Annotated in this window: 11 protein-coding genes and 1 pseudogene; 6 read left to right on the forward strand and 6 right to left on the reverse strand. The window is 73.0% G+C overall.

Annotation, left to right across the window (positions count from 1 at the left end; genetic code table 11):
* Positions 1 to 212 precede the first annotated feature (212 nt).
* Complete coding sequence (locus tag O7628_RS07795) at positions 213 to 617, forward strand: DUF5319 domain-containing protein (protein ID WP_043965658.1); 405 nt, start codon at positions 213 to 215, stop codon at positions 615 to 617.
* 487 nt (positions 618 to 1,104) lie between these two features.
* On the opposite strand, the gene O7628_RS07800 is transcribed toward O7628_RS07795, so the two are convergent.
* Positions 1,105 to 1,926, reverse strand: a complete 822-nt coding sequence (locus O7628_RS07800) for a helix-turn-helix transcriptional regulator (RefSeq protein WP_278129366.1) — start codon at positions 1,924 to 1,926, stop codon at positions 1,105 to 1,107.
* 254 nt (positions 1,927 to 2,180) lie between these two features.
* Here O7628_RS07800 and O7628_RS07805 point away from each other — a divergent pair, with 254 nt between their 5' ends.
* Together O7628_RS07805 and O7628_RS07810 are read left to right on the forward strand one after the other, a co-directional pair.
* A complete protein-coding gene (locus O7628_RS07805) occupies positions 2,181 to 2,564 on the forward strand; it encodes a WhiB family transcriptional regulator (RefSeq protein ID WP_074472848.1) in 384 nt (127 codons plus the stop codon).
* 87 nt (positions 2,565 to 2,651) lie between these two features.
* Positions 2,652 to 3,890 (forward strand): hypothetical protein, encoded by a 1,239-nt coding sequence (locus O7628_RS07810; RefSeq protein ID WP_278129367.1) that lies wholly within the window; start codon positions 2,652 to 2,654, stop codon positions 3,888 to 3,890.
* A gap of 108 nt (positions 3,891 to 3,998) precedes the next feature.
* Here the strand turns inward: O7628_RS07810 and O7628_RS07815 are convergent, their stop codons facing one another.
* The 3 genes from O7628_RS07815 to groES all read right to left on the reverse strand — a co-directional run bounded on the left by O7628_RS07815 (position 3,999) and on the right by groES (position 7,831).
* Positions 3,999 to 5,621 (reverse strand): molybdopterin-dependent oxidoreductase, encoded by a 1,623-nt coding sequence (locus O7628_RS07815; protein ID WP_278129368.1) that lies wholly within the window; start codon positions 5,619 to 5,621, stop codon positions 3,999 to 4,001.
* 178 nt (positions 5,622 to 5,799) lie between these two features.
* Complete coding sequence (groL, locus tag O7628_RS07820) at positions 5,800 to 7,446, reverse strand: chaperonin GroEL (protein ID WP_278129369.1); 1,647 nt, start codon at positions 7,444 to 7,446, stop codon at positions 5,800 to 5,802.
* A 70-nt stretch (positions 7,447 to 7,516) separates the two neighbouring features.
* Positions 7,517 to 7,831, reverse strand: coding sequence for a co-chaperone GroES (gene groES / locus O7628_RS07825; protein ID WP_018222648.1), 315 nt, complete (start codon positions 7,829 to 7,831; stop codon positions 7,517 to 7,519).
* Between the two features lie 343 nt (positions 7,832 to 8,174).
* On the opposite strand from groES, the gene O7628_RS07830 reads away from it, so the two are divergent.
* Together O7628_RS07830 and ybaK are read left to right on the forward strand one after the other, a co-directional pair.
* Positions 8,175 to 9,446 (forward strand): methyltransferase domain-containing protein, encoded by a 1,272-nt coding sequence (locus O7628_RS07830; RefSeq protein WP_278129370.1) that lies wholly within the window; start codon positions 8,175 to 8,177, stop codon positions 9,444 to 9,446.
* Between the two features lie 9 nt (positions 9,447 to 9,455).
* The gene (gene ybaK / locus O7628_RS07835; RefSeq protein ID WP_278129371.1) at positions 9,456 to 9,971 is read left to right on the forward strand and encodes a Cys-tRNA(Pro) deacylase; all 516 of its coding nucleotides are present in this window, start codon (positions 9,456 to 9,458) and stop codon (positions 9,969 to 9,971) included.
* Positions 9,972 to 9,980: 9 nt separating this feature from the next.
* Here the strand turns inward: ybaK and O7628_RS07840 are convergent, their stop codons facing one another.
* On the reverse strand, positions 9,981 to 11,243 hold the full coding sequence (locus O7628_RS07840; protein WP_278129372.1) for an IS256 family transposase: 1,263 nt from the start codon (positions 11,241 to 11,243) through the stop codon (positions 9,981 to 9,983).
* A 254-nt stretch (positions 11,244 to 11,497) separates the two neighbouring features.
* On the opposite strand from O7628_RS07840, the pseudogene O7628_RS07845 reads away from it, so the two are divergent.
* Positions 11,498 to 12,390: pseudogene (locus O7628_RS07845) on the forward strand (IS5 family transposase).
* Here O7628_RS07845 and O7628_RS07850 read toward each other — a convergent pair.
* Entirely contained in the window at positions 12,374 to 13,318 is a 945-nt protein-coding gene (locus O7628_RS07850) for an IS630 family transposase (RefSeq protein WP_278129373.1), read from the reverse strand. The pseudogene O7628_RS07845 and the gene O7628_RS07850 overlap by 17 nt on opposite strands.
* Between the last annotated feature and the right edge of the window lie 145 nt (positions 13,319 to 13,463).

Below are 13,463 nucleotides of genomic sequence, written 5' to 3' on the forward strand. Positions count from 1 at the left end.
CGGGCGGGCTTCGGCGAGACGGCGCGCGCGGACGTCCGGCGCACACCGGGTGAGGACGCGTCAGTGCCATCGTACCCATCGGCCCAGCCCGGCCCCGCCCGAGCCGGGCCGGCGGACGACGCTGCGTGACGCTCACGCCCGCCGAGGCCGACGCGGGGTGACCGGCCGGACGGGGGCGGGCGTCCGGCGGGCGCGGGGTCTACGGTGAGGGGGTGCACGACGAGCCCATCGACCCGTTCAACGGCGACCCGGCCGATCCGGCGGCGGAGCTGCACGACCCGGCGGACGACGACACGCTCGACCCGCTGACCGAGGTCGAGCGGCAGGACGTGCTGGAGGATCTGGCCGACCTGGAGATCTACCAGGCCCTGCTGGCCCCCGTCGGCGTGCGCGGGCTGGTCATCGAGTGCGAGGACTGCCGCGAGCCGCACTACTTCGACTGGGACCTGCTCCGGGGCAACCTGCGCCACCTGCTCAGCTCCGGCCGTCCCCGGGTGCACGAGCCGGCCTACGACCCGGATCCCGACCACTACGTGACGTGGGACTACGCCCGCGGCTACGCCGACGGCGTGCACGACACCCTCACCGAGGGCACCGACGACGACCCGACCCCCTAGGGTCCCGTCACCACACCTCCGCGCGCGGCCACACGCCGCGCCGCCGCGCCTGCGCGCAACCCGGCTCCCGCGCGGCGCCCGAACCCGGCACCCGAACCCCGCCAACCACGTTCCGTCACAATCGCCAGGGCCGATCACCGCAGCCCACGATCTGACTCTGCGTAAGGATCGCCGGGCCCCAACACACATCACCCCCTCCCTTTGCTCTGCCCCCACCCACGCACCACGAGCCATGAGCTGGCGATATGCCAATCACGCGCGGCACGCACTCGCCGCGGTCGCGCACGCAGCGTGAATCGTTGCGTATGTGGGTGCAGAGCAAAGGGAGAAGTGGGTTGATGTTGCCGGGCAGGAATATCACCCGTCGTTACCGACATCGCCGAGCGGCTGCTCGACCGGGCCACCGCGCCGGGCGCACGAACGACAAGGACGACGCCACGGGAGTCCTGCACCCGCGGCCCCGATCGGTCGTCTCGTGACTTCCGGGTCAGGTGACCAGGCCGGCGCGGAAGCCGGCGGCCACCGCGTGCGCGCGGTCCCGGGCGCCGAGCTTGCGGAACAGCCGGCGGGCGTGCGTCTTGACGGTGTCCTCCGAGACGAACAGCTCGCGGCCGATCTCGGCGTTGCTCTTGCCCTCGGCCATGCCGAGCAGCACCTGGAGTTCCCGCTCGGTCAGGCCGATCGCGCCGCGGCCGCCCCGGGCCGGGGCGGGGCGCTGCCCCGCCGTCGCCGGGGTCTCCCCCTCGCCGCCCGCCTCCACCTCGTCGTCGCCGCGCTGCACCGGCACCACCGGCGGCGCGCCGCCGGGCGGCTCCTCGGGCCCCGCCGGCCAGCCCGGGCCGGACTTGGCCGGGGGCCGGCCGGCCGGTGCGGGTCGGGCGGGCCCGCCGACGGAGGCCGCGTCGCGGGCCGGATCGGTCACCCGGCTGCGGGTCGCGCGGCCCGGTGCCGAGAGCAGCAGCAGCGCCTTCGCCACCGCGCTGGTCAGGTCGTGGTCGGTGCCCTGGATCAGCCCCCGGGCACCGGCGCCGATGGTCGCGGCGGCGGCCTCGGACTCCTCCGCGCCGAGCAGCAGCACCGCGGCCTGCGGGGCGCGGGCCAGCACCCGCCGGACGAAGCCGGCGCTGTCCGGCCGGGTGAGGGCGGTGTCGGCGAGCACGACGTCTGCCGGCCCCTCCGCCAGGCGCAGCATCACCTCGGGATCGGAGACGGCGGTACGGACGGCGGCGGACAGTCCGAGCCGCGCCGCCGCGGAGTTCAGTTGCTGCGCGGCGAGCGGTGTCCGAACGCACACGAGGACGGTACGCACTGTGGTCTCCTCTCCGACCCCGAGCAGACCATGGGGAGGTGGCGTCGGGTGGGCGTTCCCGGCAATCCTTCGAACTTTTCCGACAGTTAGGTCATATCAGGCAAGTTGTCCGACCTTTTCGATCACACACGTGTGAGCGGGAGCGGGGCTGGGTACCGGGGAGCCCGAGCCGGAAACGGTGCGCCAGCGCGGCCGCCGCCCGGACACCGGACAACTGAGGATCTCCGCGGTGCCGCGCGGGAGGAGGGGTGCTGATGTCGAACGTACGCAGGCTGCCCGGACCCATCGTCGACCTCTGGGACTGGCAGCGGCTCGGTGCCTGCCGGGGCCGCGACAGCGCCCAGTTCTTCCACCCGGACGGCGAGCGCGGCTCCTCCCGGCTGCGCCGGGAGTCCGGTGCCAAGACGGTCTGCCGGGCCTGCCCCGTACGTGCCGAGTGCGCCGCGCACGCCCTCGCCGTCCGTGAGCCCTACGGGGTGTGGGGCGGCTTCAGCGAGGCGGAGCGGCTGCGGCTGCTCGCGGTGGGCTGGGAGGACCTGGCCGACCGCCGGCAGTCCCGCGTCGACGTGGCCCGGCTGGAGGCCCGCCTGGGCCGTCCGCACAAGTCCACCGTCCCGGCGCAGCGCAGCGTCGCCTGACGGCACCGGCGGACGCCGGCCCGAACACCTCCGCCCCCGGCGACCATCGCGCGGTGCGTTGTCCCACCGGTCTGCCAGGATCCCGGGATGCTGATCGACATCGCGGACCCCGACACGCTCTGGGCCCGGTGGGGCGCGCACTCCGCCGCCCTCGCCGCGCTCGGTCACCACGACGTCTGGTGGTGCGACGCCGACGGGGCCCACCACGACGACCACGGGGGCAACTGGGCCCGGCTCGTGCTGGTCGAGGGCGGCCGGGCGGTGCTCTTCGGGTACGACCACGAGTACAGCGACACGACCTGGGCCAGCCCGCCGCTCGACCTGCTCGCCGGGGCGCCCGCCTGGCTGCCCTGGCCGGAGCTGACCCGGCGCGCCGAGGAGGACCAGCTCGGCTACGTCCACTGGTACGACGCCGGCGGCTGGGCCCGGGTCGCGTACCCGGAACCGAACCTGGGAGACGGCCTGTCGGCCACGGCCGGGCCGGTGCTCGACGGCGACCGGGCCCGGCGGGAACTGCTCGACGTGGTCTTCGAGTGGGGCGGGCACGACGCCGCGGACGAGGCGGAGCGGGCCGACGTGACGGCGGCGGCCGACCGGCTGCTCGCCGCGGCGGTCGCCGGGCTCGTCGACGCGGCGGCGCTGGACGGGCTGCTCGGCCGGCTCCGGCCCGACCTGGTCGACGTGGCCGCCGGCCTGGCGATGGCCGCGCGCGCCGGGCTGACCCCGGGCACCGCCCGGCCGGAGGTCCCCGCGTCGGTCGAGGCCCCGCCGCGGCGCGTCCGGGTGCTCAGCGACGACCAGCACGACGAGCTGGTCTGGGCCGCCATGCGCGCGGCTGCCGAGACGCCCCGCCCGGCCCCGACGCCCACCGCGGAGCTGGCGGCCCTCGTCGACTGGGCGCGCCGCCGGGCCCCGGCCGGGGACGGCCGGTGCGCGCTGGTCGTCCAGGTCACCGACAGCGCCCTCAGCCAGCACGACGGCGACCCGGCACCCGCCCCACGGCCCGGCGAAGACGACTGGACGGCCTTCCGGGAGGCCGGCGAGCTGGTCCGGCGGCTCCGGACCGCCGAGGCCGACCCGGCCCACGGCCACTGGCTCTTCCTCCGCCTCCGGACCACGGCCGACGGCTTCACCGTCGATCGGTGCTACGACTCGTGGCCGGAATGGCTGCCGCACCACGGCCGGGGCGGGCCGTGGCGCGGCGAACTCCAGGCGGAGCTGGACCGCCGGTCGCCGGAGTTCCGGCCGCCCTGGTCGGTGCTGCTGGCCCCGGAGGTCGCCCACCTCGGGCCGCCGCCGTCCTTCGCCACGCCCACCGCCGGGTGACCGGCGCGCCGCCCGCCACGCCCACGGCCGGGTGACCGGGCCACCGGCGCGCCACCCGCCACGCCCACGGCCGGGTGACCCACCTGCCGGCGCGGCTCCGCCCGGCGGTCAGCGCACGGTGACCCGGACGGTGTGCCAGCCCGTCGCGCCGTCCGGGTCGACCCGCTGCCGCCGCTCGGTCTGCGTCTCGCCGTCGGCGTCGGTGGCCCGGACCTGGAGGGTGTGCTCGCCGGGGGTGGCCGTCCACTGCCAGGACCACTGCACCCAGGTGTCGACCGACACCGTCGGGGCGAGTGTCGCCTCCCGCCACGGGCCGTCGTCGACGCGTACCTCGACCCGGCGGATGCCCCGGTGCTGCGCCCAGGCCACCCCGGCGACCATGACCGGGCCGGCGGTGAGCCGGTTGCGCGGGCGGGGCGTGTCGATCCGTGACTGCGTCTTGATCGGCCCCTGCGCCGACCAGCCCCGGGGCACCCAGTACGCGTCGAAGTCGGCGAAGCTGGTCAGCTCCAGCTCGGTCACCCACTTGCAGGCGGAGACGTAGCCGTAGAGGCCGGGCACCACCATGCGGACGGGGAAGCCGTGCTCCACCGGCAGCGGCTCGCCGTTCATCCCCACCGCGAGCAGGGCGTCGCGGCCGTCGCGCAGCGCCGCCGTCGGGGTGCCGCACGTCCAACCGTCGACCGAGCGCCCGACGACCTGGTCCGCGCCCTCCTCCGGCTGCGCCTCGTCGAGCAGCTCCCGGATCGGCACGCCCAGCCAGCGGGCGTTGCCGATCAGGTCCCCGCCGACCTCGTTCGACACGCAGGCCAGGGTGACGTACCGCTCGACCATGGGGCGGGCCAGCAGGTCGGCGAAGGTCAGCTCGATCGGGTTGCGCACCCGGCCGTGGATGCGCAACCGCCAGGCGTCCGGGTCCACCTGGGGCACCACCAGCGCGGTGTCGATGCGGTAGAACCCGGACGTCGGGCTGACGTAGGGGGCGAGCTGGGTGAGGGAGAGATCCGCACCGGCCGGCACCGGCGGCGCGGGCGAGGCCGGCGCGGGCAGGGCGACCGCCTGCCGGGCCTCCGCCACCCCGCGCCGCCCGGCCAGCCAGTGCCCGCCCAGCCCGGTCACGACGGCCGCGCCGGCCAGCGCGCCGACGCCGGTCAGGAACCGCCGCCGCCCCTCCGCGCGCTCGGGATGCTCGGGGTGCTCGGGGTGCAAGGAAGGGCCCCTTGTTAACAGGGGGGTGTTAACAGGGGGCCCTTCCTTGCCGGCGGCGGCGGTGGGCGGGGTCCACGGCCAGGGGTCGGGGTGCAGGGGGCCGGCCAGCAGGAGCCAGAGCGTCAGCGCGCCCAGGGCCGCCCCGGTCAGCGCCGGCAGCGCGTCGGTGGCGTCCGCGCCGGCCCGGGTCAGCGCGGCGGCCACCCCGAGGGCCGCGAACGCCCCGATGCCCGCCAGACCGAACCACAGCCGGCGCGCGGCGAGGACGCCGAGCAGCGCCGCGAAGCCGGCCAGCAGCAGCGCCGTCCCGACCAGCAGGGCGATCTTGTCGTACGTGCCGAAGACCGCGATGCCGAACTGCTTGACCGGTTCGGGGACGGTGTCGACGACCAGCCCGCCGACCGCGACCAGCGGGGCCGACCGGGGGCCGGTCAGCACCGCCACCGGTTCGGCGGCGCCGATCGCCACGGCGGCGGCGGTGATCCCGGCCAGCGCGGCGTACCCGCGCGAGATGGTGCCCATCCGCCCAGTGTTTCCGATCGGCCGGGAACGCGACAGGCACGTCAGCGTTCCGTAAGCAACCGCCCCGTGCTCCGGACCCGGGACGGGCGGCCGGGACACGGGGCGGAAAAGCGTCAAGGCACGCCGTGGGGAGCCGGCGTGCCTTGACCGTGGTGCGGCTGGGTCGGACCCGGGTGGGTCAGAAACCGGGGCCGTGCTGGTGGCCGTGGCCGTGCGAGTGGCCGTGGCCACCGGCGGCGGCCGGCTCGGCCTTCTCCGGCTTCTCCACCACCAGGCTCTCGGTGGTGAGCAGCAGGCCGGCGATCGAGGCGGCGTTGGTGACGGCGTTGCGGGTCACCTTCACCGGGTCGATGATGCCGGACTTGACCAGGTCGACGTAGTCACCGACGGCGGCGTCGAGGCCGTGGCCCCACTGGCTGCCGGCGACCTTCTGCACCACCACGTAGCCGTCGTGGCCGGCGTTCTGGGCGATCCAGCGCAGCGGCTCGACGAGCGACTTGCGCACGATCGAGACGCCGGTCTTCTCGTCACCGGTGAAGCCGAGGTCGTCGTCGAGCACCGACAGGATCTGCGCCAGGGCGGCGCCGCCGCCCGGGACCGTGCCCTCCTCGACGGCGGCCTTCGTCGCGGCGATGGCGTCCTCGATGCGGTGCTTGCGCTCCTTCATCTCGACCTCGGTCGCCGCGCCCACCTTGATGACCGCGACGCCGCCGGAGAGCTTCGCCAGCCGCTCGGCCAGCTTCTCCCGGTCCCAGTCGGAGTCCGAGGCCTCGATCTCCTTGCGGATCTGGGCGACCCGGTCGGCGACCTCGTTGGCCTTGCCGCCGCCGTCGACGATCGTCGTGGTCTCCTTGTCGACCACGACGCGCCGGGCGGTGCCGAGCACCTCCAGGCCGACCTGGTCGAGCTTGTAGCCCAGCTCCGGGGCGACCAGCTCGGAGCCGGTGAGGATCGCCATGTCCTGGAGCATCGCCTTGCGGCGGTCGCCGAAGCCCGGGGCCTTGACCGCGCAGACCTTGATGGTCTTGCGGATCGCGTTGACCATGAGGGTGGACAGGGCCTGGCCCTCGACGTCCTCGGCGACGATCAGCAGCGGCTTGTTGTTCTGGAGGACCTTCTCCAGCAGCGGCAGCAGCTCCTCGATCGCCGAGATCTTCTGCGTGGTGATCAGGATGTACGGGTCCTCCAGGACCGCCTCCTGGCCCTCCGCGTCGGTGACGAAGTTGGGGGAGATGAAGCCCTTGTCGAACTGGAGGCCCTCGGTCACGTTGAGCTCGGTGGTGAGCGCCGAGCCCTCCTCGACGGTGATGACGCCGTCGCGACCGACCCGCTCCATCGCCTCGGCGATCAGGTCGCCGATGGTGGCGTCCTGCGCGGAGATCGTCGCCACGTGCGCGATCGACTCCTTGCCGGCGACCTCGACGGCCCGGTCGAGCAGCGCCTCGGAGACCTTCGTCGCCGCCGCGTCGACGCCCCGCTTGAGGCCGGCCGGGTTGGCGCCGGCGGCCACGTTGCGCAGGCCCTCGCGGACCATCGCCTGGGCCAGCACGGTCGCGGTGGTGGTCCCGTCGCCGGCGACGTCGTTGGTCTTGGTCGCCACCTCCTTGACCAGCTGCGCGCCGAGGTTCTCGTACGGGTTGGTGAGCTCGATCTCCTTGGCGATGGTCACGCCGTCGTTGGTGATCGTGGGCGCACCGAATTTCTTGTCCAGGACGACGTTGCGCCCGCGCGGGCCGAGAGTGACCTTGACCGCGTCCGCGAGGGCGTTGACACCGTGCTCCAGCAGGTGCCGGGCGTCGTCCGAGAAGCTCAGGATCTTCGCCATCTGTATCCCTTCGAAGCGTCACTGCCCCGGCCCGGCGAGCCGGACCGGGGCAGTGACGCGGATCGGTTGCTTACTTCTCGATGACCGCGAGGACGTCGCGGGCGGAGAGCACCAGGTACTCCTCGCCGGCGTACTTGACCTCGGTGCCGCCGTACTTCGAGTAGAGGACGGTGTCGCCGACCTTGACGTCGATCGGCACGCGGTTGCCCTTGTCGTCGATCCGGCCCGGGCCGACAGCGAGGACGGTGCCCTCCTGCGGCTTCTCCTTGGCGGTGTCGGGGATCACGATGCCCGACGCCGTGGTGGTCTCAGCCTCGTTCGCCTGGACCACGATGCGGTCCTCGAGCGGCTTGATCGCAACCTTGGTCGCGGTAGTCACGGGCATACCCTCCTGGGGTACTGGTTTCGTTGCCGGACGGCGGGGCCGACCAGCGTCAATCTGCCACATGCCACCGGGCGGGGCCGTCGTCGCGGGTGCCGGTCCGCCTGGCGTCACCCCCGGGCGCGGGGCCCGGAAGCTGGCACCCTCGATGGGAGAGTGCTAATCGCAGGTTAGGCCGTGGCTAGCACTCCGTCAAGGAGAGTGCCAACGCGTCGCCCGTCGTGTCGCCACAGTTCCGCCACCCGTCACCTCGACACGCCGCCGGCACGGGCCCCGGACCCCGCCAACCTCCGGCACCGCCGCCACCGCCGCCGGCCGGCCGCCGCCCGGGCCCGACAATGGGCGCGTGGATCTCGATCAGCTCGCCGCCCTGCATACCCCCGAGGGGTCGGCCGCGCTCGCCGCGGCGACCGAGGTGGCCGGCGGCGACCCGCTGGCCGCGGCGGCCGCGCTCCGCTCGGCCGGGGTGCCCGCCGGGCTGGCCGCCGCCGCGCTCACCCAGGCCGAGCTGCGCCGCCGGGCGGTCGGCAAGTTCGGGCCGGCGGCGGCCGGCATGTTCCTCACCCGCGCCGGCCTGGAGCAGGCGACCCGGGGGGTCGTCGCGGCCCGGCGGGCCGACCGGCTGCGCGCCGCCGGGGTGCGCACCCTGGCCGACCTGGGCTGCGGCCTCGGCGCCGACGCGCTCGCCGCCGCCCGCGCCGGCATCCGGGTGTACGGGGTGGAGGCCGACCCGGTCACCGCCGCGATGGCCGCCGCGAACGCCGAGGCCGCCGGGCTGGCCGACCGCTTCACGGTGGAGTGCGGCGACGCCACGGCGTTCGACGTGTCCGCCGTCGACGCGGCGTTCTGCGACCCGGCGCGGCGCAGGGCCGGCACCGGCCGGCGGATCTTCGACCCGAACGCCTACTCGCCGCCGTGGGACTTCGTCACCGCGCTGGCCGAGCAGGTGCCGCACACGGTGGTGAAGGTGGCCCCCGGGCTCGACCACGCGCTGATCCCGGCGGGCGCGGAGGCGGAGTGGGTGAGCGTCGGCGGCGACCTGGTCGAGGCCGCCCTGTGGTGCGGCCGCCTCGCCGAGGTCCCCCGCCGCGCCACCGTGCTGAAGGAAGGGCCCCCTGTTAACGCTTTCTGTATAGGAAGGGCCCCCTGCAATCACCCCCGACCCGCCTGCCACCACCAGCTCACCGGATCCGGCACGGAAGAGGCCGCCGTCGGCCCGGTCCGGCGGTACGTCCACGACCCCGACCCGGCCGTCGTCCGCGCGCACCTCGTGGCGGAGCTGGCCGGCGAGCTGGACGCCACGCTCGCCGACCCGAGCATCGCCTACCTGTACGCAGACGCGCCCGGCGCGACGCCCTTCGCCCGCTGCCTGGAGGTCACCGACGTGCTGCCGTTCTCGCTGAAGCGGCTGCGCGCCCTGCTGCGGGAGCGCGGGGTGGGCCGAGTCGAGATCCTCAAGCGCGGCTCGGCGCTGGAGCCGGAGCGGCTGCGGCGCGACCTGCGGCTGGCCGGTCCGCAGGCGGCGAGCCTGGTGCTGACCCGGGTGGCCGGCGCCCCCACCGTGCTGGTCTGCCGCCCGGTGCCGGATCCGCTGGATCACGGGGCGGCGGCCGGCTAGCTTGTCGGCATGGCGGGACAGGGGACTCCGGCGACGGCGCTGCTGACGAAGCGGAAGATCCGGCACAGCACCCACCCGTACGACGTGTCGCCGGACGCGCCGAACTACGGCGCGCTCGTCGCGGCGGCCCTGGGCGTGCCGCCGGAGCGGGTGTTCAAGTCCCTCGTCGCCGAGGTCGACGGCGCGCTCGCGGTGGCGGTGGTGCCGGTGACCGGCGAGCTGGACCTCAAGGCGCTCGCCGCCGCGCTCGGCGGCAAGCGGGCGACGATGGCCGACCGGACGGTCGCGGAGCGGGCCACCGGGTACGTGCGCGGTGGGATCAGCCCGCTCGGCCAGCGCAAGCGGCTGCCCACGGTGCTGGACGCCTCCGCGCTGGCCCACGACACCGTGTACGTCTCGGCTGGCCGGCGCGGCCTCCAGCTCCAGCTCGCCCCGGCCGACCTGGTCGCCCTCACCAACGCCGCCACCGCCCCCATCGCCACCGGCGGGAGTGTGTCGATTTCCGTGTTTGGGCCTGTGGTGTGATCGAGGTTGTTAGATGGTGATCCGGTCGCCGTAGGCGAGGATCAGGGCGTTGAGGGCCTTGGCCCAACCGTAGACCCGGCCGGTGATGCTCCCGCCGCCCTTACGTTTCTGCTGAACGACGAGGTAGAGGACCTTCATCGCGGCCTGCTCGGTCGGGAAGTGCCCCCGCCTGCGGGCGGCTTGGCGGAACCGGGCGTTCAGGCTTTCGATGATGTTGGTGGTGTAGAGGACTTTGCGGACCTCGTGGTCGTAGTCCAGGAACGGCACGAACTGCGGCCAGGAGGTCCGCCAGAGCCGGATCACGGCCGGGTACTGATCGCCGAACTCGGCGGCGAAGGCCTCGAACCGGGCCTCCGCAGCCGCGACGGTGGGGGCGGTGTAGATCTCCCGCAACGCGGGGGTGATCTTCTGCCAGTCCTTGCGGTTGGTGTATCGCAGTGACGCCCGCACGAGGTGCACGACGCACTGCTGGTGCACCGCCTGCGGCCAGACCTGCTCGATCGCGTCGGTCATGCCCTTGAGGCCGTCAGAGCAGACCATGAACACGTCCTCCACACCCCGGTTACGCAGTTCGGTGAGGTAACCGGCCCACTGCTTGGCGCCCTCACCGCCGGTCCCGGCCCACATGCCCAGCACGTCACGTTCCCCGTCGAGGCTGATCCCGACCACCACGTAGACGGGCCGGTTCGCGACCTGCCCCTGGCGGATCTTCATCACCAAGGCGTCGATGAACACCACCGGATAGACCCGGTCCAGGGGCCGTTGCCGCCAGGCTTCCATCTCGTCCACGACGCTGTCGGTGACCCGGCTGATCAACTCCCGGGACACGTCGGCGTCGTACACGTCCGCCAGATGCGCGGAGATCTCCCCGGTCGTCAGGCCCTTGGCATACAGCGACAGGATCGCCTCGTTGAACCCGTCCAGCCGGCGGGTGTGCTTCGGGACGATCCGCGGCGTGAACGACCCGGCCCGATCCCGAGGGACCTGGATCCGCACCGGCCCGACCTCGGTCTGCACCGTCTTCACCCCGTGCCCGTTACGGATGTTGACCCGCCGGCCGGTGGCCTCGTCCACGCCGGCCTCGTCGAGGTGAGCATCCAGCTCCGCATCGAGCGCCGATTCCAGGACGGTCCGGGTGATCCCCGCGAGGAGCCCACCCGGCCCGACCAACGACACTCCATCGGCCTTGGCCCGCTCAACCAGCTGCTGCGCGAACTCCACCTCCGCCGCCGTCGGCTGCGGAAGTTGAACAGCGTTCTTCTTGTCTGCCATGACGTGGTCCTTCCCGGACAGGACCAACGTCCTGCCCAACGGACCACACCCAGGTCAAACACGGAAAACTACGCAGTCCCTCACCAGGATTCGGAGGGCCAGCTTGAGTGACAGCGGGACTAGACACTGTGTCGAAGTCGGTGCCGGGGGTTGAGCTGCTGGCTTGAGGGTTGTGGCGTGTTGGTGTTCGAGATGTAGCGAGGTCTCCGGTATCTGGTTCAGCGACCAAGCAGAACCCGAACACCGGAGACCTCGTGGCCACTGTAGCGGTGACGAGGCGGCATGACCTGACCGACGCACAGTGGGTGGCGTTGGAGCCGTTGCTGCCCGTGGGACGTAGGCCGGGTCGGCCGTCGAGATGGACGAAACGGCAGCTCATTGATGGGATGCGGTGGCGGATACGGGTCGGTGCGCCGTGGCGGGACGTTCCGGAGTGCTACGGGTCCTGGGGGGCGGTATACGCGCTGTTTCGGCGTTGGCAGCGTGACGGGACCTGGGCGGAGATCCTGACCGCGTTGCAGGCTCTCGCGGACGCGTCCGGGCGTGTCACGTGGGACGTGTCGGTGGACTCGACGGTGGCCCGGGCGCATCAGCATGCTGCGGGGGCGCGTAGAAGGGGGATCTGCAGGTCGAACCCCCGGGCGGGGTCGTGGTGGAACCGGCTGATCATGCACTCGGCCGGTCGCGGGGTGGGTTGACCACGAAGGTGCACCTGGCGTGTGAGCAGGGGCAGAAGCCGTTGTCGATCGTGTTGACCGCCGGGCAGCGTGGGGACAGCCCGCAGTTCATCGCGGTGCTCGACGGGATCCGGGTGCCCCGTCTCGGCGGCGGTCGGCCCCGGACCCGTCCGGACCGGGTCCTCGCGGACAAGGCGTACACGTCGAAGGCCAACCGCCGCTACCTGCGTCGACGTGGAATCAGAGCGACGATCCCGTCGAAGGCCGACCAGGACGCCAACCGACGGAAGAAGGGGTCGAAGGGCGGCCGGCCCCCGGCCTTCGATCCGCAGCGGTACAAGCAGCGCCATACCGTGGAGTGCGGCATCAACCGACTCAAACGCCACCGTGCGGTGGCGACCCGCTTCGACAAACTCACCGTCCGCTACGAAGCCACCGTGCACATCGCCGCGATCAACGAGTGGCTGTGACCGACTTCGACACAGGGCCTAGTGCCTCATCATGCAGCCTTGAACGGGTATTCGGGTGGCGGATCTTGGAGTCGGTGGCGAATCCGGATTTCGGTTTGGCTCGCTGGTTGCGCCAGCGGATGTAGTCGCCGATGGCGGCGTCCTGTTCGGCGTGGCTGCGGTGGTCGGTGCCGTTGAGAGCGAAGTACCGCACGGCGGCGAACTCGGCTTCGATCCAGTTCAGCCAGGACGCGTAGGTCGGCAGGAACACCAGCTCCACGCGGTTGGCCGTGCACCAGGCGCGGACCTCGGGGTGCTTGTGTGGGGAGAAGTTGTCGCAGATCAGGTAGAGGCGTCGGTCGGGCCAGCGGCGGCGCAGGGCCTTGAGGAAGCTCAGGAATTCGCGCCAGCGTTTGCGGTCGCGGATGCGGTAGTGCATGCGGCCGGTGGCCAGATCGAGGGCGGCGATCATGTGTCGCACGCCCTGGTCGCGGGTGTAGGTGGCCCGCAGCCGCACCGGCTGTCCGTGAGGTCGCCAGGCGCGGCCGGGACGGGGCTGCAGGTTCAGGGGCCCGAGTTCGTCAACGCAGAGCACCCGACCGTCGGCGGGCGGGTGGTCGTAGAGGGCCAGGATGCGGCGCATCTTCGAGGTGAAGTCGGGGTCGGTGCTGGCCTTCCAGGTCTTGGTGGCCTGCCAGGACACCCCTCGCTCGTGCAGGATCCGCCGGATGGTCTCGACCCTGATCGTCGTGACGTAGCCAGCCTCGATCAGGTAGTCGCGCAGCTTCGACAATGACCAGCAGGAGAACGGTTTGCCGAGGAAGCGGGGGTCGCACCGGGCGATGACGCAGATCCAGTCGCGGGTCTGCTCATCGATCCGTCTCGGTGCGCCCCCGCTCCATTTTGGGTCGAGTGCGTCGAACCCCCGCTCGTTGAACGCGTGGATCACGTCTCGCACGTAGTCCTCGGTCGCCTTCAGCAGGTGGGCGATGTCCGGCGCCGGCTGGCCTTAAGCGGACATCAGCACCACGATCGCCCGGCGCAGCTTCACCGGTCCTTCGCCGTCCGAGTGATCCGCTGCAACCGCTGCCCCT

The organism is Micromonospora sp. WMMD956 (assembly GCF_029626125.1).
GTDB lineage: Bacteria > Actinomycetota > Actinomycetes > Mycobacteriales > Micromonosporaceae > Micromonospora > Micromonospora carbonacea.